Origin of the sequence: Pseudomonas sp. PKS, assembly GCF_051913525.1 — a bacterium.
Lineage (GTDB): Bacteria > Pseudomonadota > Gammaproteobacteria > Pseudomonadales > Pseudomonadaceae > Aquipseudomonas > Aquipseudomonas guariconensis_D.
In genome coordinates, this window is sequence record NZ_JBEGDO010000018.1 from 1 (window position 1) to 22,588 (window position 22,588).

The following is a 22,588-nucleotide window of genomic DNA, read 5'->3' on the forward strand; positions in this document are numbered from 1 at the left end:
GACTGAAAAGCAAAGCGGGGAGGCCTGACGGCCTCCCCGCTTCTATAGAGCTTCTATATGACTTACAGGCTTGGGAACGCGAACTGCGAAGCCTCATGGCTGGCACGCTGCGGCCAACGCTGGGTGATGGCCTTGCGACGGGTGTAGAAGCGCACACCATCCGGGCCATAAGCATGCAGATCGCCGAACAGCGAACGCTTCCAGCCACCGAAGCTGTGGTAGGCAACCGGTACCGGCAGCGGCACGTTCACGCCCACCATGCCGACTTCGATCTCGTCGCAGAACAGGCGCGCCGCTTCACCGTCACGGGTAAAGATGCAGGTGCCGTTGCCATATTCATGCTCGTTGATCAGCTGCATGGCTTCTTCGAGGCTCTTGACGCGAACCACGCACAGCACTGGGCCGAAGATCTCTTCTTTATAGATACGCATTTCCGGCGTGACGTGGTCGAACAGGGTGCCGCCAACGAAGTAGCCATCCTCATGTCCGGTCACGCGCAGACCACGCCCATCGACGACCAGCTTGGCACCAGCCGCCACACCATCATCGATATAGCCAACCACTTTGTCACGGGCAGCCGCGGTCACCAGCGGGCCCATGTCCAGACCGCAGGACGTACCGGCACCGATCTTCAGCGCCTTGATCTGCGGCTCCAGCTTGGCGATCAGCGCATCGGCGACCTGGTCGCCCACGCACACGGCCACCGAGATGGCCATGCAGCGCTCGCCGCAAGAACCGTAAGCCGCCCCCATCAGCGCGCTGACGGCGTTGTCCAAGTCGGCATCGGGCATCAGTACCGCGTGGTTCTTGGCGCCGCCCAGGGCCTGGACGCGCTTGCCGCGCTTGGTGCCTTCGGCATAGATGTATTCGGCGATCGGCGTCGAACCGACGAAGCTCAAGGCCTTGACCTCTGGCGCTTCAATCAATGCGTCGACCGCTTCCTTGTCGCCATGGACCACATTCAGGATGCCTTTGGGCAGGCCGGCCTCATGCAGCAATTGGGCGATGAACAGGGTCGAGCTAGGGTCACGCTCGGACGGCTTGAGGATGAAAGCGTTGCCACAGACGATGGCCAGCGGGTACATCCACAGCGGCACCATGGCCGGGAAGTTGAACGGGGTGATACCGGCAACGATGCCCAGCGGCTGGAAGTCGGACCATGCGTCGATGTTCGGACCTACGTTGCGGCTGTACTCACCCTTGAGTAGCTCGGGGGCGGCGCAGGCGAACTCGACGTTCTCGATACCACGCTTGAGCTCACCCGCAGCGTCTTCCAGGGTCTTGCCGTGCTCTTCGCTGATCAGTTGCGAGATGCGTGCTTCGTTCTGCTCCAGCAGTTGCTTGAAGCGGAACATCACCTGGGCACGCTTGGCCGGCGGCATATTACGCCAGGCCGGGAAGGCTGCCTTGGCCGCGTCGATGGCTTCTTGAATAGTTGCGCGGCTGGCCAGTTCGACCTTGCGGGAACTCTCGCCGGTGGACGGGTTGAAGACATCGGCGGTGCGCTCACCCTTGGAAACCAGCTCGCCGTTGATCAGGTGCTGAACGATGCTCATGCAAAACTCCAGATAAAGAAGGTTGATGCAGGCGCATGAACATGCGCCTGCCGTCAGAGTCGGAAGAAATCAGTCGATCTGGTTCAGGGCTTCGCCCACCGCGTCGAACAGGCGATCCAGTTCCTGCGGCTGGGTATTGAAGGTTGGGCCGAACTGCAAGGTGTCGCCGCCGAAGCGGACATAGAAACCTGCTTTCCACAGCTTCATCGCAGCCTCGTAAGGACGCACGATGGCATCGCCGTCACGGGCGGCGATCTGGATGGCGCCGGCCAGACCATAGTTGCGGATGTCGACGACGTTCTTGGTGCCCTTGATACCGTGCAGCACTTTCTCGAAATGCGGCGCCAGTTCGGCAGCGGACTGCACCAGGTTTTCCTTCTGCAGCAGATCCAGCGCGGCGATACCGGCAGCGCAGGCCACAGGGTGGGCCGAGTAGGTGTAGCCGTGAGGGAATTCCACGGCGTATTCCGGCGTCGGCTGGTTCATGAAGGTCTGGTAGATCTCGCTGCTGGCGATCACCGCGCCCATCGGGATGGCGCCGTTGGTAACCTGCTTGGCGATGCACATCAGGTCCGGAGTCACGCCGAACGCTTCGGAGCCGGTCATGGCGCCCATGCGACCGAAGCCGGTGATCACCTCATCGAAAATCAAGAGAATGTTGTGCTGGGTGCAAATCTCGCGCAGACGCTTGAGATAGCCCTTCGGTGGCGGCAGAACGCCAGCCGAGCCAGCCAACGGTTCGACGATCACGGCGGCGATGTTCGAGGCATCATGCAGCTCGATCAGCTTGAGCATCTCGTCTGCCAGGGCGATACCGCCCTCTTCCGGCATGCCTTTGGTGAAGGCGTTGCCCGGCAGCACGGTATGAGGCAGGTGGTCGACATCCAGCAATTGGCCGAACAGCTTGCGGTTGCCGTTGACGCCACCGAGGCTGGTACCGGCAATGTTAACGCCGTGGTAGCCACGGGCACGGCCGATGATCTTGGTCTTGGTCGCCTGGCCTTTCAGGCGCCAGTACGCACGCACCATCTTCAGCGCGGTGTCGCAGCACTCGGAGCCGGAGTTGGTGAAGAAGACGTGGTTCAGGTCGCCCGGGGTCAGCTCGGTGATCTTTTCAGCCAGCTGGAACGCCAGCGGGTGGCCGAACTGGAAGGCCGGCGAATAGTCCAGCACGCCCATCTGGCGGGAAACGGCCTCGGTGATTTCCTTGCGGGTGTGCCCAGCGCCACAGGTCCACAGGCCAGACAGTGCATCGAACACCTTGCGGCCCTTGTCATCGACCAAGTGGTTGCCTTCGGCCGCCACGATCAGGCGCGGGTCGCGCTGGAAGTTGCGGTTGGCAGTGTAGGGCATCCAGTGGGCGTCCAGCTTGAGCTGGCTGGCGATACCGGTGGTGGCGGTTTCGGGCATGTTCATCGGCGGTTCCTCGGAAGACGATTAGGCAACGATGGATGTTGTTGCAGCTAAGTTGTCACGGGATTAACGTAAGAAAAATGCCGCTTTTCTAATCTTTAGATTTATGCAGGCTAAACTTAATCTCGACAGGATCAGCTACCCAGCCTTAACCCTTTACTGATCAATCACCTGATCGATACGCCGGTATCTGTATCCGTCCGTCAGGAGGCTGAACAGGCAGACATGCAATGAACAGTTGCAGCTCGCCGACTGATTTATGCACAGGGTTTGGTTAAGGTTGGCCCCTGACTCACTCGATTGAAGGCTCCCCGTGAAACGCCCACAGCCCCTTGCCCAAGTCAGCGACTTCGATATCCGCCTGCTGAAGATCTACCGCAGCGTCGTGGAATGCGGAGGTTTCTCCGCCGCCGAGAACGTCCTTGGCATTGGCCGCTCGGCGATCAGCCAGCAGATGAACGACCTGGAGCAGCGCCTGGGCCTGCGTCTGTGCCAACGGGGCCGCGCCGGTTTCTCACTGACCGAGGAAGGCCGGGAGGTCTATCACTCGGCCCTGCAACTGCTCAGCGCCCTGGAAACCTTTCGCACCGAGGTCAATGGCCTGCACCAGCACCTGCGCGGAGAACTGAACATCGGCCTGACCGACAACCTTGTGACCCTGCCGCACATGCGCATCACCCATGCCCTGGCCGAACTCAAGGATCGGGGCCCCGATGTGCGCATCCAGATCCGCATGATCGCCCCCAGCCAGGTCGAGCAAGGCGTATTGGACGGCAGCCTGCATGTTGGCGTGGTGCCACAGACCAGCCCGCTTTCGGGTCTGGAGTACCAACCTTTGTATAGCGAACGCTCGCTGCTCTACTGTGCCGTCGGGCACCCGCTGTTCTACGCAGATGATCAGCAGATCGACGACGAACGCCTCAACAGCCAGGATGCCATCGCGCCAACCTTTCGCCTGCCCGCCGATATCCAGGCGCATTACCAGGCGCTGCACTGCACGGCGAGTGCATCGGACCGCGAAGGCATGGCGTTTCTTATCCTCACCGGGCGCTACATCGGCTACCTGCCTGACCACTACGCGACGTTCTGGGTCCAGCAGGGACGCCTGCGTGCGCTCAAGCCCCTTGAGCGCTTCTATGACCTGAGCCTGAGCTGGGTGACGCGCAAGGGTCGGCGTCCGAACCTGGTGCTCGAAAGCTTCCTGGAGAGCCTGGCTGCGACACGTTGATGCCTGACTCTGACGCTAATGCTTGTCAGGTGCTCAGAGGAAGGTAATCTGTCCGGCAGCCGTTGCCACAGACTCGTACGGAATCCTCCATGACCCTTGAAGTTCCCGCGCATCGTCCCCCCCTCTCGGGCAAACCCGCAGGCCGCATTCGCCAGAAGAACGAGCAGGCCATCATCCAGGCCGCCGAAGACGAGTTCGCCCGCCATGGTTTCAAGGGCACCAGCATGAACACCATCGCCCTGAAGGCCGGCCTGCCCAAGGCGAACCTGCATTACTACTTCACCAACAAGCTTGGCCTGTACATCGCCGTGCTCAGCAATATCATCGAGCTGTGGGACAGCACCTTCAACGCCTTGAGCGTCGAGGACGACCCTGCCCAAGCCCTGAGCCACTACATCCGCACGAAGATGGAGTTTTCCCGGCGCAACCCGCAGGCCTCGCGGATCTTCGCCATGGAAGTCATCAGCGGCGGAAACTGCCTGAGCGAGTATTTCAGCGCCGACTACCGCGAATGGTTCCGCGGCCGTGCAGCGGTGTTCCAGGCCTGGATGGATGCTGGCAAGATGGACCGCGTCGACCCGGTCCACCTGATCTTCCTGCTCTGGGGCAGCACCCAGCACTACGCCGACTTCGCGACCCAGATCTGCCAGGTCACCGGGCGCAGTCGCCTGACCAAGCAAGACATGGAAGACGCCAGCAACAACCTTATCCACATCATTCTCAAAGGCTGCGGCATCACCCCGACAGCCTGACCCGGACTTATGCCTTCTACCCTGCTTGACCTCTGCGAGTTCCGCGAGGAAATCCGCAAGAGCCGCTTCATCACCCTTGCCGGCCCGATCACCAGTGCCGCCGAGGCGATGAGCTTCATCGAACGCCACAGCGACCTGGCAGCGACCCATAACTGCTGGGCCTGGAAGCTTGGTGCCCAGTACCGCAGCAGTGACGACGGTGAACCCGGTGGCACTGCAGGCCGGCCGATCCTGGCCGCCATCGAGGCGCAGGACTGCGACCAGGTCGTGGTACTGGTGATCCGCTGGTACGGCGGCATCCAACTGGGCACCGGCGGCTTGGCCAGGGCCTACGGGGGTGGGGCCAACAAATGCCTGCAACAGGCGCCCAAGCGGTTGCTGGTCCAGCGCAGCGAGTATCACTGCAGTTGTACCTTCAGTGAACTGGCGCTGCTCAAGTTGCGCCTGGCGGAAGTCGACGGCCTGGTGCTGGACGAACAGTTCACTGCCAACGGCGTGGACCTGCAGGTTGCGGTTGGCGAGGTACATCTGCAGACACTGCAACAACAGTTGGCGGATCTGAGCCGAGGACGCATTCGCTTGGAGGCCTGTGAATAACCCTCGCAGTGCGGTTGCTCACAACTACTGTGGGTCCACCTGTGGATAAGCTTGGGGCATTTCAGTACAGCCCTTTCACCACAAGGCCTCCAGGCCACTGATCATATTTTGATCACATTTTCATGACAGCCTCGCAAGCACCTGAATAACAGCAGGTTATCCCCAAACCGTCGATCCCGTTCCCTGCCGGGGAGGCCCGCAATCATGCGCTACCTTGCTCACAGATAATGTGGAGGGGATTGTGGATAACCCGTGCATCCCTGGAGCAAATGCCCGGATTCACAGGCCTTGGATCGAATGGTCATTTTTTGTTCAAGTCACGACCGGGCAGCATTCGGTCCACTGAATTATCCTCAATACCCCGACTTTCAAAGATCAAGGAGCCCCTCATGTCCACTACCAGAACCGCCCTGATCATCGGCGCCTCCCGCGGGCTGGGCCTGGGCCTGGTGCAACGTCTGCACGAGGACGGCTGGAACATCATCGCCACCGTACGCGACCCGCAAAAGGCCGATGCCCTGCGCGCCGTGCCCGGTGTGCGCATCGAGACCCTGGAAATGAACGACACTGCCCAGCTCGATGCCCTGCGTCAACGCCTGCAGGGCGAAGTACTGGACCTGCTGTTCATCAACGCCGGAGTCATGGGACCACTGCCGCAAGACCTGGAAACAGTAGGCCCCAATGCGCTGGGTGAGCTGTTCATGACCAATGCCGTGGCACCGATTCGCGTCGCCCGTCGCCTGGCCGGCCAGATACGGGAGGGCACTGGCGTGCTGGCCTTCATGAGCTCGATCCTGGGCAGCGTGACCATCCCCGACGGCGGCGAGATCTGCCTGTACAAAGCCAGTAAGGCAGCCCTCAATTCAATGATCAACAGCTTCGTGGTCGAGCTGCAGCGTCCGGACCTCTGCGTCCTGGCCATGCACCCGGGCTGGGTGAAGACCGAAATGGGTGGCGAAAATGCCGAAATCGATGTACTCACCAGCACCCGCGGCATGCTCGAGCAGATCAAGGCGCAAAGCGGCAACGCCGGTCTTCGCTTTATCAACTACAAAGGCGAAGCGCTCATCTGGTGAACTGAACGCCAGTTGACCCCACGTAGGGAGGCAGCACGCAGCCCCTCCCGACACCAGGCCGCCCCACAGGTCCCGCAGAGGATCTAGGGCGGCCTTGTGGCATCTGCGGGCTGCGCAGCCGCTGCCCTTGCCCTGTAGAATGGCGCAAACCGTACCTGATCGAGACTACACCTATGTATGACTGGCTCAACGCCTTGCCCAAGGCCGAACTGCACATGCACCTGGAGGGCTCGCTGGAGCCGGAACTGCTGTTCGCCCTGGCCGAACGCAACAAGATCGCCCTGCCTTGGGCCGATGTGGAAACCCTGCGCAGCGCCTATGCCTTCAACAACCTGCAGGAGTTTCTCGACCTTTATTACCAGGGCGCCGATGTACTGCGGACCGAGCAGGACTTCTACGACCTGACCTGGGCCTACCTGCAGCGTTGCAAAGCCCAGAACGTGGTGCATACCGAACCCTTTTTCGACCCACAGACCCACACCGATCGGGGCATCCCCTTCGAAGTGGTGCTCAATGGCATCAGCCAGGCGCTCAAGGATGGCCGCGAACAACTGGGCATCGGCAGCGGCCTGATCCTGAGCTTCCTGCGCCATCTCAGCGAAGAGCAGGCACAACAGACCCTCGACCAGGCACTGCCCTGGCGTGATGCGTTCATCGCCGTGGGCCTGGACAGTTCGGAAAAAGGCCATCCGCCAAGCAAGTTCCGGCGCGTCTTCGACCGCGCCCGCAGCGAAGGCTTCCTGACCGTTGCCCACGCCGGGGAGGAAGGCCCACCCGAGTACATCTGGGAGGCCCTCGACCTGCTGAAGGTCCAACGTATCGATCATGGTGTACGCGCCATCGAGGACGAACGGCTGATGCAGCGCATCATCGACGAGCAGATCCCGCTGACGGTGTGCCCGCTGTCGAACACCAAGTTGTGTGTGTTCGAACACATGGGTCAGCACAACATTCTCGACATGCTCGAGCGTGGCGTGAAGGTGACGGTGAACTCCGATGACCCGGCCTACTTTGGCGGCTACATCACCGAGAACTTCCATGCCTTGCACACCCACCTGGGCATGACCCAGGACCAAGCCCGACGCCTGGCGCAGAACAGCCTGGACGCCCGCTTGGTTCGATAACATGCCTCTCTGGCGGGCTCGCCCGGACTAGACGCTGTACGAAAAGCCTTGATACTCGGTGATACTGCGTTGAAAACAGCCTCGGAATGCTCATTTACAACCCGTAAAGTCGAGCGCGCCTCCGACCGTTCCTCGGCTGTTTTCGCCTTGCCTGACCTTCGTCTCAGACCTTTCTACAGCCCCTAGCCGACCTGCAGGGCGGGCATGCGGGCGATACGGTTGATCTGCTGGACGCCCAGTGGTGAGATCTGCAACGCCCGTGAGCCCTCCTGTTCGCACAGCCAACCCGATTGCAGGAACAACCTGAACAAGGCGTGACCCAGGCTGCCCCCCAGGTGTGGGCCCTGATCGCTCCATTCACTGCAGTGGCAGATGATGCAGCCGTTCTTCTGGCCGGATGCCAACGCCTCGGTGTAGACCCCGATAGCGGCCAATTGAGCCCGGCCTTCAAGACTGACCCTCGGCTGCTGCTGGGTACCTTCCAGCCACCCGGCTACGATCAGCCGATGCAGCAGATCGGCCGCCAGTTCGCCCCCGAGATGGTCGCCACAGCAGCGCGCCCGACGCATGGACATGGGTACCTGCAAGGGTGTCGCTTGCGTGTTTCTTTGCCCGCGGGTTTCGAGGTGCACACTGGCCAGGGCTTCCACTGCTGCCCCCACCTGTGGCGTGGCCAGGCGAAAATAGCGCTTGCGGCCGCGTGACTCCAACCTGAGCAGGCCCGCCGACGACAGCAGCGACAGGTGCGCACAGGCGGACGACGACGTCAGACCGGTCATCAGGGCCAATTCATCGGCAGGGCGAGGGACCCCGTCGATCAATGCCCATAACATGGCGCTGCGCTTGGGGTCGGCCATCAGGCCGGCGATCTGGGCGATACTGCTGACTGCTTTCATTTCCAACTCCCTGCATGATCACGTCGGTTCCTATCGGCCAACCCTCAGCGCGGCACCTCTGCCGGACGCGGCAAGAACGGATACGCTGGAGCCGGAGCCCGCAAACGACACGAGTTACTCCGGCCGTGCTCGAATCGACGCTCTCTCTTGCCGTTCCCTGGCAGGGAAATCTCTCTCGCTGGTACTGGCCGGGCTAGCCAGTATAAGTCGCTACAGGCCTTGCGCCTGTGCCGGGAGCCGGCGTCCACGAAGCAGAACAGCATTGGGGGGTATCACCCTCGGCCAGGCGCGCGGCGGTGCCTCAGGGCTCGGCCAGAGCGCCATGTAACCGGTGGGCCCATGACGGCGAGCATGCGCCCCCATAGAGACCGACAGTCACAGTTCAGGGCAGGAAACAATACCGACGCAAGTCTTCCTCATGTACGGCAGGCCAAAGCGAAGCTTCCACATGCTACTGAACATTGCCCGAACCAACCGGGCGCCCCCACCGACCAAAGGCACGACCGTCAGTCCGAAGGACTGCGACAAGCCATGGCACCTACAAGTGGCAGCGCTAAACTCCATCGGCTCCCGCCCCTTGGAGGTATGCCGCGATGAAGATTGTCGTCAGTGCTTCGAACCGCAACCCCAACTGCCCGTGGCAGGTCCGGCTCGACCAGCATGTGGTGAGTTTTCGCAGCGAAGCCGAAGCTCGCGCGTTCGTTGCCACGCTGGAAAGTCGCCTGCAGGCACCTCACCCACTCATGCGGGACGCCTGGCCTGCAAGCGCCGAGTCAACATCGCGACACTGACGACCAGCACGCCACACAAGCTGATCACCAAGGCCATGGGCACCGCACTGCCATCGTGCAGCACGCCCACCAGCGCTGCGGCGCCGGCGGCGACGCTGAACTGCGCGCAGCCCATCAAGGCCGAGGCACTCCCCGCCCTGGCACCTTGACCGCTCATGGCGCACGCCGAGGCGTTGGGGATGATGCAGCCCAGGCTTGCGATACACAGGAACAACGGCACCAGCAGAGGCCACAACGACTCCGGCCGCAACGCCGCGACGCACAGCAGCGCCAAGCCCGCCAGCAGGTACAACCACACCGCCCGCGCCAACAGGAAGGCCGGGCCGCGCTTGGCCAGCAGACGCGCGTTGACCTGGGCCATGAGGATGAAGCCTGCGGCGTTGGTACCGAACAACCAGCCATAGTGCTCGGCGGGGACGCCATACAGCTTGATGAACACGAAGGGGGAGCCGGCGATATAGGCAAACATGCCGGCAATGGCGACCCCACCGGTCAGCGCGTGCCCCAGGAACACCCGGTCACCCAACAAGCGCAGGTACTGGCGCAAGGCACCGGACAGCGGTTGGCGAGGCACATCCGGCGGCAGGCTTTCCGGCAGCCCCAGGCTCACCGCGAGCAGACAGGCCGCACTGAACAGGCTCAAAGCCAGGAAGATCGACTGCCAGCCCGACACATTGACCAGCACCCCGCCGAGCATCGGTGCCAGGATCGGCGCCAACCCCATCACCAGCATCAACTGCGAGAACACCTTGGCCGAGGCCACCGGGTCGCACTTGTCGCTGACAATGGCCCGCGACAGCACCATCCCCGCGCAACCGCCCAGGGCCTGGACGAAACGCGCCAGGACCAGCGTCTCGAGGTTCGGCGCATAGGCACAAGCCAGGGAGGCCAGGGTGAACAGGGTGATGCCGAACAGCAGCGGCGCACGTCGGCCGAAGCGGTCGGCCACCGGGCCATAGGCCAACTGGCCCAGGGACAGGCCAAGGAAGTAGGCCGCCAGTGTGGTCTGGACGTGCTTTTCGTCGGTGCCGAAGGCTTGCGCCATGGCGGGGAAGGCGGGCAGGTAGAAGTCGATCGCCAAGGGCCCGAACGCACTCAGGGCGCCCAGGATCAACACTATTCGCAGGTTCATCGGGAATCCATAGCTGGCTAAGCAAGTGCGTCAGTCTACCTGCACTGGGCCCGATCAGCTTGAAAACCTTTGTAATAAATGGGGGCGCTATGCGCCCCCGGACGATCAGGCTTGCTCAGCCTGGTAACCTTCCTCACGAATCGCCGCCAGGATCTGCTCGGCAGCCAACTGACTCTGTACGCGCACCTGCTGGCTCGGCAGATCGACCTGCACCTGGGCGGCCGCATCCTGCGCCTGCACCGCTCGGGTTACCGCCTTCACGCAATGGCCGCAGGTCATGCCTTGAACATTGAACACTTGCATCGGGTGTCTCCTTCAGGGGTTTTTCGCAGTCTCGTCCTTGCCATAATGGCAAGGTCAAGTATTGCGTTGACCGGCCGGGCTGGAAATCCGCGCGCGGCTCGGCCAAGCTGCGCCTTTGACGATTTGGCAAGCAGGAGATTCTTCATGTTCAGGGCAGCATTGGGCCTGGTTGGACTGCTGGGCGCACTGGCCGCGGTGCCGCCAGCCAGCGCCGAAGGCAACTCGGACTACAGCGTGCTGATCATTTCCCGGGAACGCCTGGAAGTGGCCACCAGTTGCGAGATCGGCATCTACCTCAACGACCAGCTCTCCGGGCGCCTGTTCCAGGAGCAATCCACCTCCTTCAATTTGCCGCCAGGCCCGGTGGACGTCCGCCTACGTCTGTTGCCAGGACAGGTGCCTGGCTGTGCGCCCGGCATCGAGGACCAACGCAGCACACGCCTGACCCTGCAGGCCGGACAGATCAGCAAATACCGCATCGCCATGGGTGCCAATGGGCTGCAATTGAAGAGGTCCGGCTTGGGGTATTGACCTTCCCCGTGTGGCAAGGTTGATGCTGAGGGCCTGTCCAAGGAGGAGAGCCATGTCCGCATCCACCACGTTCGACCTGCCGATCTCCGGCATGACCTGCGCCAGCTGTGCCGGCCGGGTAGAGCGCGCACTGCGCAAGGTCACCGGCGCTGAACAGGTCAGCGTCAATCTCGCCACCGAACAGGCCAGGGTCCAAGCCCCGGCCGACAGCCTTCCGGCCCTCGTCGACGCGGTTCGAGAGGCCGGTTATGGCGTTCCCACCCGCACCGTCGAATTGCAGATCGTCGGCATGACCTGCGCCAGTTGCGTGGGCCGCGTCGAACGCGCCCTCTCCAAGGTACCGGGGGTCGAGCACGTCAGCGTCAACCTGGCCAGCGAACGCGCCCACCTCGAAGTCCTCCAGGGACTCGACGACACCCTGCTGATCGATGCCGTGCAAAAGGCAGGCTACAGCGCCAGCCTGCCCCTGGCCGCCCGTGATGACCAGGCCGATACCCAGCGTCGCCTGCGCAACGAGCGCCTGGCCGTCGGCGCCGCGCTGTTGCTGGCGCTGCCCCTGGTAGTGCCCATGATTGTGCAACCCTTCGGCCTGCACTGGATGCTCCCGGCCTGGGTGCAGTTCCTGCTGGCCACGCCGGTCCAGTTCATCCTCGGCGCGCGCTTCTATGTGGCCGCCTGGAAGGCCGTGCGCGCAGGCGCCGGCAACATGGACCTGCTGGTGGCCCTGGGTACCAGCGCAGGCTACGGCCTGAGCCTGTACCAGTGGGCCCAGGCGCCGTCAGGCATGCAGCCGCACCTGTATTTCGAGGCCTCGGCGGTGGTGATCGCCCTGGTCTTGCTGGGCAAGTACCTGGAAAGCCGCGCCAAGCGCCAGACCGCCAGCGCCATCCGGGCCCTGGAAGCCCTGCGCCCGGACCGGGCCGTGCGGGTGGTCGACGGCCGAGAGGAAGAGGTGCCGATCAACCAGTTGCGCGTGGGGGATCTGGTGCTGGTCAAACCTGGCGAGCGATTCCCGGTCGACGGCGAGGTGCTTGAGGGCAGCAGCCATGCCGACGAAGCCCTGATCAGCGGCGAAAGCCTCCCGGTGCCCAAGCAGCCCGGCGACCCGGTCACTGGCGGCGCGATCAACGGCGAAGGCCGCCTGCTGATCCGCACCCAGGCCCTGGGCACCGAAACCGTGCTGGCCCGGATCATCCGCCTGGTCGAAGATGCCCAGGCGGCCAAGGCGCCGATCCAGAAGCTGGTGGATCGAGTCAGCCAGGTGTTCGTTCCGGCAGTGCTGGTGATCGCCTTGATCACCCTGGTTGGCTGGTGGCTGACCGGTGCGCCGCTGGAAACCGCGCTGATCAATGCCGTCGCTGTGCTGGTGATCGCTTGCCCATGTGCCCTGGGCCTGGCCACGCCTGCGGCGATCATGGCAGGCACCGGTGTCGCCGCCCGCCATGGCATCCTCATCAAGGACGCCGAGGCGCTGGAGCGCGCCCATGCGGTCAATCGCGTGGTGTTCGACAAGACCGGCACCCTGACCTCCGGCAGCCCTCGCGTGGTCCATAGCCAAGCCCTCCACGGCAACACCGGCGAACTGTTCCAACTGGCCGGAGCCCTGCAACGCGGCAGCGAACATCCCTTGGCCAAGGCCGTGCTCGACGCCTGTGCCGAACAGGGCCTGGACGTGCCGCAGGTGGCCGACAGCCAATCGCTCACCGGCCGTGGCATCGCCGGACGTGTCGGCGAGCGCGAACTGGCCCTGGGCAACCGCCGCCTGCTCGATGAAAGCACCCTGTCGCCTGGCGAACTGGCCACCCAGGCCCAAGCCTGGGAGGCCGAGGGCCGCACGCTGTCGTGGCTGATCGAGCGCCAGCCGCAACAGCGGGTGCTGGGCCTGTTCGCCTTCGGTGACAGCCTCAAGCCCGGTGCCGGGCACGCCATCGAAGCCTTGCACGCGCAACACATCAGCAGCCACCTGCTGACCGGCGACAACCGGGGCAGCGCCAAGGTCGTGGCCGAGGCCCTGGGGATCGATGATGTCCATGCCGAAGTGCTGCCCGCAGACAAAGCCGCCACCGTGGCCGCCCTCAAGCGTGACGGGGTGGTGGCGATGGTCGGCGACGGCATCAACGACGCCCCGGCCCTGGCGGCTGCCGACATCGGCATTGCCATGGGTGGCGGCACCGACGTGGCCATGCAGGCCGCCGGCATCACCCTCATGCGCGGCGATCCGTGCCTGGTGCCTGCGGCGCTCGAAATCAGCCGCAAGACCTACGCCAAGATCCGCCAGAACCTGTTCTGGGCCTTCATCTACAACCTGATCGGCATTCCACTGGCCGCGTTCGGCCTGCTCAACCCCGTGCTGGCCGGCGCTGCCATGGCCTTGTCGAGTGTCAGCGTGGTGAGCAACGCTCTGTGGCTCAAGACCTGGAAGCCCACCGACAACGCGCAGGAACACCCATGAACATCGGCCAAGCCGCCCGCAGCAGCGGGCTCAGCACCAAGATGATCCGTTACTACGAGTCCATCGGCCTGCTCAAGCCGGCCGTGCGCAGCGACAGTGGCTATCGCCTGTACCAGCAGGACGATCTGCACACCCTGGCGTTCATCAAGCGCTCGCGTGACCTGGGGTTTTCCCTGGAGGAGGTGGCCAAGCTGCTGACCCTCTGGCAGGACCGCCAGCGCGCCAGCGCGGACGTCAAAGCCCTGGCCATGCAACACATCGAGGCGCTGAACAAGCGGATCGAGGAATTGGTCAGTCTGCGTGATACGCTCAGCGACCTGGCTGCCCACTGCCAGGGCAATGACCGTCCGGACTGCCCGATCCTCAAGGACCTGGCCAACGGCAAGAGCTGCTGCGCCTGACCCCCTCCCCTGCAGGAGCGGCCCCAGGTCGCTGCTGCAGGCTGGGCGCAAAACATGACCGAACGGTCACAAAACACGATTTCGGCTAATAAATCTGGGCACTCCCCTACAAAAAAACCGAATGCTGCCGATGTCTTAGACACCTGCCTCAGGTATCGATAAAAACAATCGGGGATCGTGGATGAACATCAAGCAAAAACTGACCTGGGCCTTCGCCATTATCGCGGGCCTGCCCATCGTCCTCGTGGCCACCTTGGTGGTGCTCAACCTGCGCAGTGAAGCCCGTGAAGACTTCCTCGGCAACAGCAGCCGGGAAATCCGCCAAGTCGGCAATGCGATGAACCTGTTCTTCCAGGGCATCGAGCAGAACGTGAACTACATTGCGGCGCAACCGGTGGTCGCAGCGACCGGCAACAACCTGAACAAGTACCTGACCGCCAACCCGACTCGGGAGCTGGGCGAGCAGGACAAACAAGTCTTCGAGTTCATGACCCGCCTGGCCGAGGCCCATCCCAGCTACGCCTACATTTCCTACGGCGTGAGCGACGGCGGCTACGTCGGCTGGCCGAACGACGATACCTTCGCCAACTACGACCCACGCCAGCGCCCCTGGTACCAGCTGGCCCTGGCCAACCCCGGCAAGACCTTGCGCACTGCACCTTACTACTGGGCATCCGGCGACGTGGTGCAGATCAGTGTGGTACGCGCGGTGGGCAACGCACTGGGCAGCCTGGGCGGCGTCGTCAGCATCGATGTGTCGCTCAATGGGCTGACTGACCTGCTCAAGCAGATCAAGCTGGGCGAAACCGGCTACCTGATGCTGGTCGAGAAAAACGGCAACGTGATCGTCGACCCGCGCGACCCCAACCACAACTTCAAGCAACTGGACAGCTTCGGCGACGGCTATGCCACCCTGGCCAAGGCCGACAAGGGCCTGGTCGAGGTGGAGCTGGGCGGCGAACGCTACATGGCCAACATCTATCCCGACGCCCAGACGGGCTGGACCTTCATCGGCCTGATCCGCCACGACGAAGTCATGCAGACCACCACCCGCCTGACCTGGGTGATCGGCACCATCGCCCTGGTCCTGGCCTTGCTGTTCGCAGGTGTCGGCGCGGCCTTCGCCAAACTCATCGTGCGGCCGATCAATAGCGTCAGCAGCGGCCTGGAAGACATCGCCCAGGGCGAAGGCGACCTGACCCGCAGCCTGGAAATCCACGGCCGCGACGAAACCGCGCAACTGGCCAACTGGTTCAACCAGTTCCTCGGCGCCATCCGCAGTCTGATCCAGCACATCGGCGCCGCCGCCGGGCAGATCCTGCACACCTCCAACAGCTCGACCCGCGTCTCCAGCGACATGAGCGAAGCGGCCAGCCGCCAGCGCGAGTCGGTGGACATGGTTTCCACCGCCTTCCACGAGATGGTCGCCACCGCCAACGAAGTGGCCCGCTCCTGCAGCCAGGCCGCGCAGTCGGCCGACAGCGGTCAGCAGCAGGCCCGCGAAGGCCAGCAGCAGATCGATGCGGCGGTGCAGAGCGTGGACCGCCTGAGCCAGGAGATCGAGCAATCGGCCCAGTCGATCCAGCAACTGGAACGCGACAGCAATGCCATTCAGTCGATTCTCGGCACCATCCGTTCGATCGCCGAGCAGACCAACCTGCTGGCCCTGAACGCCGCCATCGAAGCCGCCCGCGCGGGCGAGCAAGGCCGCGGTTTTGCCGTGGTCGCCGACGAAGTCCGCGCCCTGGCCAAGCGCACTGCCGATTCCACTGCCGAGATCGACGGCCTGCTGGGCAACCTCGCCTCACGCACCGCCGAGGTCGCCGAGCAGATGCATGCCAGCCTCGAGGTCTCTCAGCAGTCGGTCAGCCGCATTGGCCTGGCGCGTGACAGTTTCGGGCAGATCCGCGAGTCGGTGGACATCATTCGCGACATGAACACCCAGATCGCCACTGCCGCCGAAGAACAACACCAGGTGGCCGAGGACATCAACCGCCACATCAGCCAGATCCACGGCGATGCCCAGTTGGTGGCCGAGTTGGCCCAGGCCGCACGCCAGGACTCCGAAAGCCTGGCAGGGCTGTCCAATGAGCTGGATGCACTGGTGCGCAGGTTCCGTACCTGAGTCACCCCTTCGCGGGTAAGTCGGAGCGGCGGTTCCGCGCCCCGATTACCCGCGAAAAGGCCGCGTCTGCCGGCGCTAGAACCGCAACGCCCCAGGCGTGGAGCCCAACGGAGCCTAACAGCTAGGGTTCGCCGGTTACCGCGTCAGTAGAAGCTGGCGACAGCCTGCGATGGGCTGCACAGCAGCCCCCTCACCGCTCGACGATCATCGTCACCCCCTGCCCACCCGCCGCGCAAATGGAGATCAGCCCCCGGCCCTTGCCGGCCGTGGCCAACAACTTGGCCATGTTCGCCAGGATGCGCCCGCCGGTAGCCGCGAACGGATGCCCCGTCGCCAGGGAGCTGCCTTTGACATTGAGCTTGCTGCGATCGATGGCGCCCAACGGCTGCGCAAGGCCCAGGCGCGTACGGCAATACTCTTCGTCCTCCCAGGCCTTGAGCGTGCACAGCACCTGGGCGGCGAAGGCTTCGTGAATCTCGTAGTAGTCGAAATCCTGCAGGCTCAGCCCATTGCGCGCCAACAACCGAGGCACCGCATAGACAGGCGCCATCAACAGCCCTTCGTGACCGGTGACGAAATCCACTGCCGCGGTCTCGCCATCCACCACATACGCCAGCACAGGCAAGTCGCGCTCCCTGGCCCATTCTTCGGTACCCAGCAGTACCAGTGAGGCGCCATCGGTCAGCGGCGTGGAGTTGCCGGCCGTGAGGGTGCCCTGCCCACTGCGGTCGAACGCAGGCTTGAGCTTGGCCAACTGCTCCAAGGTCAGGTCCGGGCGCAGGTTGTTGTCCCGGGCCAGGCCCAGGTAAGGCGTGAGCAGGTCCTCATGCCAGCCCTCGTCGAACGAGGCCAGCAGGCGCTGATGACTGAGCAGGGCCAACTCATCCTGCTCGGCACGGCCGATCTGCCAGGTCTGCGCCATGCGCTCGCAATGCTCGCCCATCGACAGCCCCGTGCGAGCCTCTTCGATACGCGGCAGCTCAGGTACAAAGTGTCGGGGGCGCAACTTGAGGAACGGCTTGAGCCGCTCGGGCCAGGACCTGGCGCTGTTGGCCTGCAACAGGATGCGGCGTAGGCCAGGGCTGACGGCGATCGGGGCGTCCGAAGCGGTGTCCACGCCGCCGGCGATGGCACAGTCGATCTGCCCGAGGGCAATCTTGTTGGCCGATAGCAGCGCGACCTCCAGGCCCGTACCGCAGGCCAATTGAAGGTCATAGGCCGGTGTCTGCGCCGAAAGCCGTGAGCCCAACACGCTCTCGCGGGTCAGGCTCATGTCGCGGGCATGCTTGACCACCGCGCCTGCGGCCACCTCGCCCAGGCGCAGGCCATGCAGATGGCAGCGTTCAATCAGGCCCTCTAGCGCGGCGGTGAGCATCGCCTGGTTGCTGGCCTTGGCATAGACGCCGTTGGAGCGGGCAAACGGGATTCGGTTGGCGCCCAGGATCGCGACGCGGCGGGGTGAAACCATGGCGCATGTTCCTTCTGAAACAATTTGATCCGTACAGACTAGGTGTTTTTACCGCAGTCGAACGACCTCGACACAAACTTGGTCCACACTTGCAAGCTTGTCCCCTGGGAGACCCGCACATGAGCGACCGTTATCTCGACTTTGCCAACTCCAACCTTGGCCGACGTCTCGTCGATGCCTTGGGCCTGCCCCGTCCGGCGCCGCTGGAGCGATGGCAGGCAGGGCGCCTGCGTCCCGTGGAGGGTGCCCTGGTGCTCGGAGGCGGGCCCCTGGCAGCCCAGGTCGAGGCCATCGCCCCACGCCTGACCGACACCCTCTACAGCTTCAACGGCGAAGGCCTGCAGGCTCAGCCTTGGGTCGCGGGCCTGGGGCCGAAGCTCAAGGCCGTGGTGTTCGATGCCAGCCATCTGGTCGACAGCGACGATTTGCGCCAACTGCGCGAATTCTTCCAGCCGCTGCTGCGCAGCTTGGCCCGCTGTGCCCATGTGGTGATCCTCGGGCGCGCGCCCGAAAGCCTCGACGACCCGCAGGCCAGCGTGGCCCAGCGCGCCCTGGAAGGCTTCAGCCGTTCGCTGGGCAAAGAGCTGCGCGACGGCGCCACCGTGCAATTGCTGTATGTCGACAAGGCCGCCGAAGACCAACTCGAAGGCGCCTTGCGCTTCTTCCTGTCGCCCCGCAGCGCCTTCATCAGCGGGCAAGTTCTGCGCCTGGGGCCCTGCGCCAACCATGTCGAGGACTGGACCCGCCCGCTGGCCGGCCGCCGCGCCCTGGTGACCGGCGCCGCCCGAGGGATCGGCGCAGCCATCGCCGAGACCCTGGCCCGCGACGGCGCGGACGTCATCCTGCTGGATGTCCCACAGGCACAAAAAGACCTCGACGCCCTTGCCGATCGCCTCGGTGGCGAGGCCCTGGCCCTGGACATCTGCGCCAGCGATGCCCCAGCCAAGCTGGTCGAAGCCCTGCCCGACGGCCTCGACATCGTGGTGCACAACGCCGGCATTACCCGCGACAAGACCCTGGCCAACATGACGCCCGAATATTGGGACGCGGTGCTGGCCGTGAACCTCAAGGCCCCGCAAGTCCTCACCCAAGCGTTGTTCGACGCCGGCAAGCTTCACGACGGCGCGCGCATTACCCTGCTCGCCTCGGTCAGCGGCATCGGCGGCAATCGCGGGCAGGCCAACTACGCAGCGAGCAAGGCCGGCCTGATCGGCTTCGCCCAGGCCTGGGCACCCAAGCTGGCCCCGCAGGGCGCCAGCATCAATGCCGTGGCCCCAGGCTTTATCGAAACCCACATGACCGCCGCCATGCCCATGGGCCTGCGCGAAGCCGGACGACGCCTGAGTTCGCTGGGCCAGGGCGGCGTGCCACAGGACGTCGCCGAGGCCATCGCCTGGCTCAGCCAGCCCGGCTCAGGCGCGGTCAATGGCCAAGTCCTGCGGGTCTGCGGCCAGGCACTGATGGGGGCATGACAATGACGCGTTCATGGCACGACCTGCACAGCCCCGACGCTCGCGCCAGCCTTTACCTGCGGGCGCTGCGCAAACGCGGTATCAGCGGCGACCGATTGCCCCAGGACGGCCTGCGTTGTTTCCTGCGGGTTCAGCCCGACAACCTGGCGGCCTATCGCCGGCTGTGCCATTTCGCCGACCACGGCCGCCTGCCGCCGACCTACCCCCACATCATGGCCTTCACCTTGCAGCTTCAGTTGCTCACGGCCCATCGCTTCCCTTTCCCGCTGCTCGGTCTGGTCCACCTGCACAACGAAATCCAGGTCCATCGTCCGCTGGGTGGTATCGATGGCCTGCGCTTTGCGGTGTACGCCGACAACCTGCAACCCCACGCCAAGGGCGGCACCTTCGACCTGGTCACCGAGGCCGAGGATGGGCTGGGTCTGCTCTGGCGGGAAACCAGCCGGATGCTGGTACGCGGCCTGCGTCTGGAAGGCCAGGGGGACGAGGTGCAGACCGTCGACCCCGGCAACCTGCCCGAGGTCACCCGGTGGTACGCCGACAGTGATATCGGCCGGCGCTACGCCAAGGTGTGCGGCGACTACAATCCGATCCACCTGAGCGCCTCCAGCGCCCGCCTGTTCGGCTTCCCCACCGCCATCGCCCATGGCATGTGGACCAAGGCCATGGCGATGGCCGCCTTGCGCGGCCATCTGCCGGCCAGCGGCTATGCCTTCGCGGTGGATTTCCATAAGCCCGTGCGCTTGCCTTCGGAGGTGGTGCTCAGTGCCAGCGAGGCCGGGCCGGAAGGTGTGCTGCGCCTGGAGGGGCATGGGGCGCTGGTACACATGCTAGGGCGCTGGTCCCCGCTCTAGCCCCTGGGGCTGCCGTGCAGCCCGAGGCGCTTGCTTTGCAGCCAGGCTCATCCGAAGCTATGCGCCATTAGGAGAGCCCAATGAACCTGCAAGAACTGACCGAACGCCTGCACCGGATCCGCGACACCAACGACTGGCGCGGCTTCCACAGCCCCAAGAACCTGGCCATGGCCGCCAGTGTCGAAATGGCTGAACTGGTGGAGATCTTCCAATGGCTGACCGAGGACCAGTCGCGCCAGCTTCCCCCAGAGAAACTCGCCCACGCCGGCCAGGAAGTGGGCGATATCGTCCTTTACCTGTTGCTGCTGTGCAGCGAACTGGGCCTGGACATGAACGAAGTGGTGCGTGCCAAGCTGGCCGACAGCGAGAGGCGCTTCGCCAAATGAACGACCGTCATTTCGATGAGCTGGCCACCCGTTTCGCCGAGAAGATCTATGGCGGCGCCAAAGGCGCGATCCGCCTCGCAGTCCTTCAGGCCGACCTCGCCGAAGCCCTGCCCGACCGCCCCTTGCGTGTGCTGGACATCGGCGCAGGACTGGGCCACATGGCCCTGTGGCTGGCCGAACGCGGCCACCACCTGACCCTCGCCGAACCCGCCGCGCCCATGCTAGACGGTGCCCGTGCCCGCTTTGCCGAGGCCGGCCAGGCAGCCACCTTCATCCAGGCCCCCTGGCAAGACCTGCTCGGCCAACTGACCGAGCCGTTCGACCTGGTGCTGTGCCACGCCGTGCTGGAATGGCTGGCCGAACCCGAGAGCATCCTGCCGGTGCTGCACCAGTTGACCGCTCCTGGCGGCTGGTTGTCCCTGGCGTTCTACAACCGTGACGCGCTGGTCTATCGCAACCTGCTCAAAGGCCATTTCCGCAAGCTGCGCAGCAACCGCCTGGCGGGTGAAAGTCAGAGCCTGACTCCGCAGAAACCGCTTGATCCAAGGGAGCTCAAGGCGCAACTTGAACCCCTGTGGCAAGTCGAAAGTGAAAGTGGTGTGCGGGTGTTCCACGACTACATGCCCAAGGACTTCCAGGCCAAGGCCGAGCTGCTCGACCTGCTGGAAATGGAGCTCGCACATCGCCGCCACCCCAGCTTCGCAGGGCTTGGCCGCTACCTGCACTGGATCTGCCGACCGCATTGACCCGCTCGCCGGGAGGACCCCATGCCGTACCCGCAACGCTGCCTGGCATTGCTCACCCTGACCCTGGCCGCGTGCCAGGGCAGCAACCCTTATGTCGCCAGCAGCCGGCCACTGCCGCCGGCACCGGCCCAGGCAGCCACCACCTTCGATGCCAGCGCTTATCCTGCACCGCCGCGCGACTATGGCCGCTATCGCAGCTGGCGCTGGCGCGACGGCCAGCCACCAAGTGCCAATGCCAACGCCGACCCTGCGCAACTGGCCGAGGCGGTCAGCAGCGCCCTCGACCAGCATGGTTTGCGTCCTGCACGCGGCAATGCCGCGGACCTTCTGGTCAGCGCCGACATCCGTCTGGAGCGTCGCCTGCGCCAGGTGCGTGACTACGACTATTACGACCCCTACTACGGCCCGTACCCCTACGGCAGCATCGGCTATGGCGGTTATCGCAATGGCTATGGCGCCTATGGCAGCGTGCCGATCGTGCGTACCTATGAAGTCGAAGTCATGGTGGTGCGCATCGACCTATTCGACGCGCGCGACGGCCAACCGGTGTGGAGCGCCAGCGCCGAGAGTGGCAGCGGCAAGGACTCGCCACGGGACCGCGAAAACGCTTTGCGCGAGTCAGTGGGCAAGGCACTGAGCGGCTATCCTCCCAGTTAGTGTCCAACGGAGAACCATCATGTTGCGCCGCCTCGTTCTGTTGTCATTTGCGTTGTTGCTCGCCGCCTGCGCCAACAACAATGTCACCCAGGATTTCGATGCCAGCCGTGACTTCGCTGCCTACCGCAGCTGGGCCTGGCAGGAGCCGGCGTTGCAGTACCGCCCGGACGACCCACGGCTCAAGAGCGACCTGACCGAGCAGCGCATCCGCCAGGCCGTGGCCGACCAGCTCGACCAACGCGGCCTGCGGCCGGTGCAGGGCAATGCCCAGGCCGATGTTAAGGTGCGCACCTACCTGATCGTCGAGGAACGCCAGCAGCAGATCACCACCAACTACGGCGGCGCCTGGGGTGGGTACTGGGGAGGTTATTGGGGCGGGCCGATGTACAACGAAACCCGTAGCGTCGACTACAAGGTCGCGACCATCCAGGTGGACATGTTCGACGGTCGTGACGGCAAGCTGGTCTGGCGTGCCAGCGCCGAACAGATCATGAACAACTACCCGCCCGGACCGGAAGAACGCAACACCGCGATCCAGAAGACCGTCACCCAGGTGATGTCGCACTATCCACCGCGCCGGCAGTAAGCGAGCGGCGCGGTGAATGGCACGGGTTTCGCCCGTATTCGC

General features: G+C 64.1%; 21 protein-coding genes and 2 pseudogenes. 17 read left to right on the top strand and 6 right to left on the bottom strand.

Features of this window, described 5'->3' with window-relative positions; all coding sequences use genetic code 11:
• Window positions 1-62: 62 nt before the first annotated feature.
• Window positions 63-1,556 (bottom strand): CoA-acylating methylmalonate-semialdehyde dehydrogenase, encoded by a 1,494-nt coding sequence (locus ABOA88_RS17480; protein ID WP_043207811.1) that lies wholly within the window; start codon window positions 1,554-1,556, stop codon window positions 63-65.
• A 69-nt stretch (window positions 1,557-1,625) separates the two neighbouring features.
• Entirely contained in the window at window positions 1,626-2,972 is a 1,347-nt protein-coding gene (locus ABOA88_RS17485; protein ID WP_196169159.1) for an aspartate aminotransferase family protein, read from the bottom strand.
• A gap of 310 nt (window positions 2,973-3,282) precedes the next feature.
• Between ABOA88_RS17485 and ABOA88_RS17490 the strand changes: the two genes are divergently transcribed.
• The 5 genes from ABOA88_RS17490 to ABOA88_RS17510 all read left to right on the top strand — a co-directional run bounded on the left by ABOA88_RS17490 (window position 3,283) and on the right by ABOA88_RS17510 (window position 7,746).
• Window positions 3,283-4,197, top strand: coding sequence for a LysR family transcriptional regulator (locus tag ABOA88_RS17490; protein ID WP_070090381.1), 915 nt, complete (start codon window positions 3,283-3,285; stop codon window positions 4,195-4,197).
• Window positions 4,198-4,286: 89 nt separating this feature from the next.
• Window positions 4,287-4,949, top strand: coding sequence for a TetR/AcrR family transcriptional regulator (locus ABOA88_RS17495; RefSeq protein ID WP_070090382.1), 663 nt, complete (start codon window positions 4,287-4,289; stop codon window positions 4,947-4,949).
• A 9-nt stretch (window positions 4,950-4,958) separates the two neighbouring features.
• A complete protein-coding gene (locus tag ABOA88_RS17500) occupies window positions 4,959-5,546 on the top strand; it encodes an IMPACT family protein (RefSeq protein ID WP_367851935.1) in 588 nt (195 codons plus the stop codon).
• Between the two features lie 389 nt (window positions 5,547-5,935).
• Window positions 5,936-6,622 carry an SDR family oxidoreductase gene (locus tag ABOA88_RS17505; protein ID WP_196169161.1) on the top strand — a complete coding sequence of 229 codons (687 nt, stop codon included), beginning with the start codon at window positions 5,936-5,938 and terminating at the stop codon, window positions 6,620-6,622.
• Window positions 6,623-6,795: 173 nt separating this feature from the next.
• Window positions 6,796-7,746: an adenosine deaminase gene (locus ABOA88_RS17510; RefSeq protein WP_196169162.1), complete on the top strand. Its 951-nt coding sequence runs from the start codon at window positions 6,796-6,798 to the stop codon at window positions 7,744-7,746.
• Window positions 7,747-7,928: 182 nt separating this feature from the next.
• On the opposite strand, the gene ABOA88_RS17515 is transcribed toward ABOA88_RS17510, so the two are convergent.
• Window positions 7,929-8,642: an ArsR/SmtB family transcription factor gene (locus ABOA88_RS17515; protein WP_196169163.1), complete on the bottom strand. Its 714-nt coding sequence runs from the start codon at window positions 8,640-8,642 to the stop codon at window positions 7,929-7,931.
• 593 nt (window positions 8,643-9,235) lie between these two features.
• On the opposite strand from ABOA88_RS17515, the gene ABOA88_RS17520 reads away from it, so the two are divergent.
• Window positions 9,236-9,433, top strand: a complete 198-nt coding sequence (locus ABOA88_RS17520) for a hypothetical protein (RefSeq protein WP_230387734.1) — start codon at window positions 9,236-9,238, stop codon at window positions 9,431-9,433.
• Here the strand turns inward: ABOA88_RS17520 and ABOA88_RS17525 are convergent.
• Window positions 9,384-10,565: a multidrug effflux MFS transporter gene (locus ABOA88_RS17525; RefSeq protein ID WP_367851934.1), complete on the bottom strand. Its 1,182-nt coding sequence runs from the start codon at window positions 10,563-10,565 to the stop codon at window positions 9,384-9,386. The two genes, ABOA88_RS17520 and ABOA88_RS17525, sit on opposite strands and share 50 nt — an antisense overlap.
• A gap of 105 nt (window positions 10,566-10,670) precedes the next feature.
• Window positions 10,671-10,868 carry a heavy-metal-associated domain-containing protein gene (locus ABOA88_RS17530; protein WP_070572655.1) on the bottom strand — a complete coding sequence of 66 codons (198 nt, stop codon included), beginning with the start codon at window positions 10,866-10,868 and terminating at the stop codon, window positions 10,671-10,673.
• A gap of 144 nt (window positions 10,869-11,012) precedes the next feature.
• Here ABOA88_RS17530 and ABOA88_RS17535 point away from each other — a divergent pair, with 144 nt between their 5' ends.
• From ABOA88_RS17535 to ABOA88_RS17555, 5 genes and pseudogenes are all read left to right on the top strand, one after another.
• Window positions 11,013-11,399 carry a hypothetical protein gene (locus ABOA88_RS17535; protein WP_196169165.1) on the top strand — a complete coding sequence of 129 codons (387 nt, stop codon included), beginning with the start codon at window positions 11,013-11,015 and terminating at the stop codon, window positions 11,397-11,399.
• A 52-nt stretch (window positions 11,400-11,451) separates the two neighbouring features.
• On the top strand, window positions 11,452-13,851 hold the full coding sequence (locus ABOA88_RS17540) for a heavy metal translocating P-type ATPase (RefSeq protein WP_367851933.1): 2,400 nt from the start codon (window positions 11,452-11,454) through the stop codon (window positions 13,849-13,851).
• Window positions 13,848-14,252: a Cu(I)-responsive transcriptional regulator gene (gene cueR, locus ABOA88_RS17545; protein WP_043207839.1), complete on the top strand. Its 405-nt coding sequence runs from the start codon at window positions 13,848-13,850 to the stop codon at window positions 14,250-14,252. The genes ABOA88_RS17540 and cueR overlap by 4 nt, the downstream gene beginning before the upstream one ends.
• Window positions 14,253-14,589: 337 nt before the next feature.
• Window positions 14,590-15,519, top strand: a pseudogene (locus tag ABOA88_RS17550) (cache domain-containing sensor histidine kinase); the annotation flags it as partial.
• Window positions 15,520-15,780: 261 nt separating this feature from the next.
• A pseudogene (locus tag ABOA88_RS17555) lies at window positions 15,781-16,377 on the top strand (methyl-accepting chemotaxis protein); the annotation flags it as partial.
• A 190-nt stretch (window positions 16,378-16,567) separates the two neighbouring features.
• Here the strand turns inward: ABOA88_RS17555 and ABOA88_RS17560 are convergent.
• On the bottom strand, window positions 16,568-17,845 hold the full coding sequence (locus tag ABOA88_RS17560) for an acetyl-CoA C-acetyltransferase (protein ID WP_196169168.1): 1,278 nt from the start codon (window positions 17,843-17,845) through the stop codon (window positions 16,568-16,570).
• Window positions 17,846-17,964: 119 nt separating this feature from the next.
• Between ABOA88_RS17560 and ABOA88_RS17565 the strand changes: the two genes are divergently transcribed.
• From ABOA88_RS17565 to ABOA88_RS17590, 6 genes are all read left to right on the top strand, one after another.
• Window positions 17,965-19,317, top strand: a complete 1,353-nt coding sequence (locus ABOA88_RS17565; RefSeq protein ID WP_196169169.1) for a 3-oxoacyl-ACP reductase — start codon at window positions 17,965-17,967, stop codon at window positions 19,315-19,317.
• Window positions 19,318-19,319: 2 nt separating this feature from the next.
• A complete protein-coding gene (locus tag ABOA88_RS17570) occupies window positions 19,320-20,171 on the top strand; it encodes a MaoC family dehydratase (protein ID WP_367851931.1) in 852 nt (283 codons plus the stop codon).
• An 80-nt stretch (window positions 20,172-20,251) separates the two neighbouring features.
• Window positions 20,252-20,557, top strand: coding sequence for a MazG-like family protein (locus ABOA88_RS17575; RefSeq protein ID WP_043207849.1), 306 nt, complete (start codon window positions 20,252-20,254; stop codon window positions 20,555-20,557).
• On the top strand, window positions 20,554-21,303 hold the full coding sequence (locus tag ABOA88_RS17580) for a methyltransferase domain-containing protein (protein WP_070572668.1): 750 nt from the start codon (window positions 20,554-20,556) through the stop codon (window positions 21,301-21,303). Before ABOA88_RS17575 ends, ABOA88_RS17580 begins: the two co-directional genes overlap by 4 nt.
• Window positions 21,304-21,324: 21 nt before the next feature.
• Entirely contained in the window at window positions 21,325-21,960 is a 636-nt protein-coding gene (locus ABOA88_RS17585) for a DUF4136 domain-containing protein (protein ID WP_196169171.1), read from the top strand.
• Between the two features lie 19 nt (window positions 21,961-21,979).
• The gene (locus ABOA88_RS17590; RefSeq protein ID WP_367851930.1) at window positions 21,980-22,546 is read left to right on the top strand and encodes a DUF4136 domain-containing protein; all 567 of its coding nucleotides are present in this window, start codon (window positions 21,980-21,982) and stop codon (window positions 22,544-22,546) included.
• Window positions 22,547-22,588 lie beyond the last annotated feature (42 nt).

Excerpts from the sequence above, each read along its gene's own strand:
- ABOA88_RS17585 (WP_196169171.1), top strand. The coding sequence starts at position 21,325 with ATGCCGTACCCGCAACGCTGCCTGGCATTGCTCACCCTGACCCTGGCC.
- ABOA88_RS17580 (WP_070572668.1), top strand. The coding sequence starts at position 20,554 with ATGAACGACCGTCATTTCGATGAGCTGGCCACCCGTTTCGCCGAGAAG.
- ABOA88_RS17515 (WP_196169163.1), bottom strand. The coding sequence starts at position 8,642 with ATGAAAGCAGTCAGCAGTATCGCCCAGATCGCCGGCCTGATGGCCGAC.
- ABOA88_RS17540 (WP_367851933.1), top strand. The coding sequence starts at position 11,452 with ATGTCCGCATCCACCACGTTCGACCTGCCGATCTCCGGCATGACCTGC.
- ABOA88_RS17530 (WP_070572655.1), bottom strand. The coding sequence starts at position 10,868 with ATGCAAGTGTTCAATGTTCAAGGCATGACCTGCGGCCATTGCGTGAAG.
- ABOA88_RS17570 (WP_367851931.1), top strand. The coding sequence starts at position 19,320 with ATGACGCGTTCATGGCACGACCTGCACAGCCCCGACGCTCGCGCCAGC.
- ABOA88_RS17505 (WP_196169161.1), top strand. The coding sequence starts at position 5,936 with ATGTCCACTACCAGAACCGCCCTGATCATCGGCGCCTCCCGCGGGCTG.
- ABOA88_RS17525 (WP_367851934.1), bottom strand. The coding sequence starts at position 10,565 with ATGAACCTGCGAATAGTGTTGATCCTGGGCGCCCTGAGTGCGTTCGGG.
- ABOA88_RS17575 (WP_043207849.1), top strand. The coding sequence starts at position 20,252 with ATGAACCTGCAAGAACTGACCGAACGCCTGCACCGGATCCGCGACACC.
- ABOA88_RS17500 (WP_367851935.1), top strand. The coding sequence starts at position 4,959 with ATGCCTTCTACCCTGCTTGACCTCTGCGAGTTCCGCGAGGAAATCCGC.
- ABOA88_RS17480 (WP_043207811.1), bottom strand. The coding sequence starts at position 1,556 with ATGAGCATCGTTCAGCACCTGATCAACGGCGAGCTGGTTTCCAAGGGT.
- ABOA88_RS17510 (WP_196169162.1), top strand. The coding sequence starts at position 6,796 with ATGTATGACTGGCTCAACGCCTTGCCCAAGGCCGAACTGCACATGCAC.
- ABOA88_RS17560 (WP_196169168.1), bottom strand. The coding sequence starts at position 17,845 with ATGGTTTCACCCCGCCGCGTCGCGATCCTGGGCGCCAACCGAATCCCG.
- ABOA88_RS17590 (WP_367851930.1), top strand. The coding sequence starts at position 21,980 with ATGTTGCGCCGCCTCGTTCTGTTGTCATTTGCGTTGTTGCTCGCCGCC.
- ABOA88_RS17485 (WP_196169159.1), bottom strand. The coding sequence starts at position 2,972 with ATGAACATGCCCGAAACCGCCACCACCGGTATCGCCAGCCAGCTCAAG.
- ABOA88_RS17535 (WP_196169165.1), top strand. The coding sequence starts at position 11,013 with ATGTTCAGGGCAGCATTGGGCCTGGTTGGACTGCTGGGCGCACTGGCC.
- cueR (WP_043207839.1), top strand. The coding sequence starts at position 13,848 with ATGAACATCGGCCAAGCCGCCCGCAGCAGCGGGCTCAGCACCAAGATG.
- ABOA88_RS17520 (WP_230387734.1), top strand. The coding sequence starts at position 9,236 with ATGAAGATTGTCGTCAGTGCTTCGAACCGCAACCCCAACTGCCCGTGG.
- ABOA88_RS17565 (WP_196169169.1), top strand. The coding sequence starts at position 17,965 with ATGAGCGACCGTTATCTCGACTTTGCCAACTCCAACCTTGGCCGACGT.
- ABOA88_RS17495 (WP_070090382.1), top strand. The coding sequence starts at position 4,287 with ATGACCCTTGAAGTTCCCGCGCATCGTCCCCCCCTCTCGGGCAAACCC.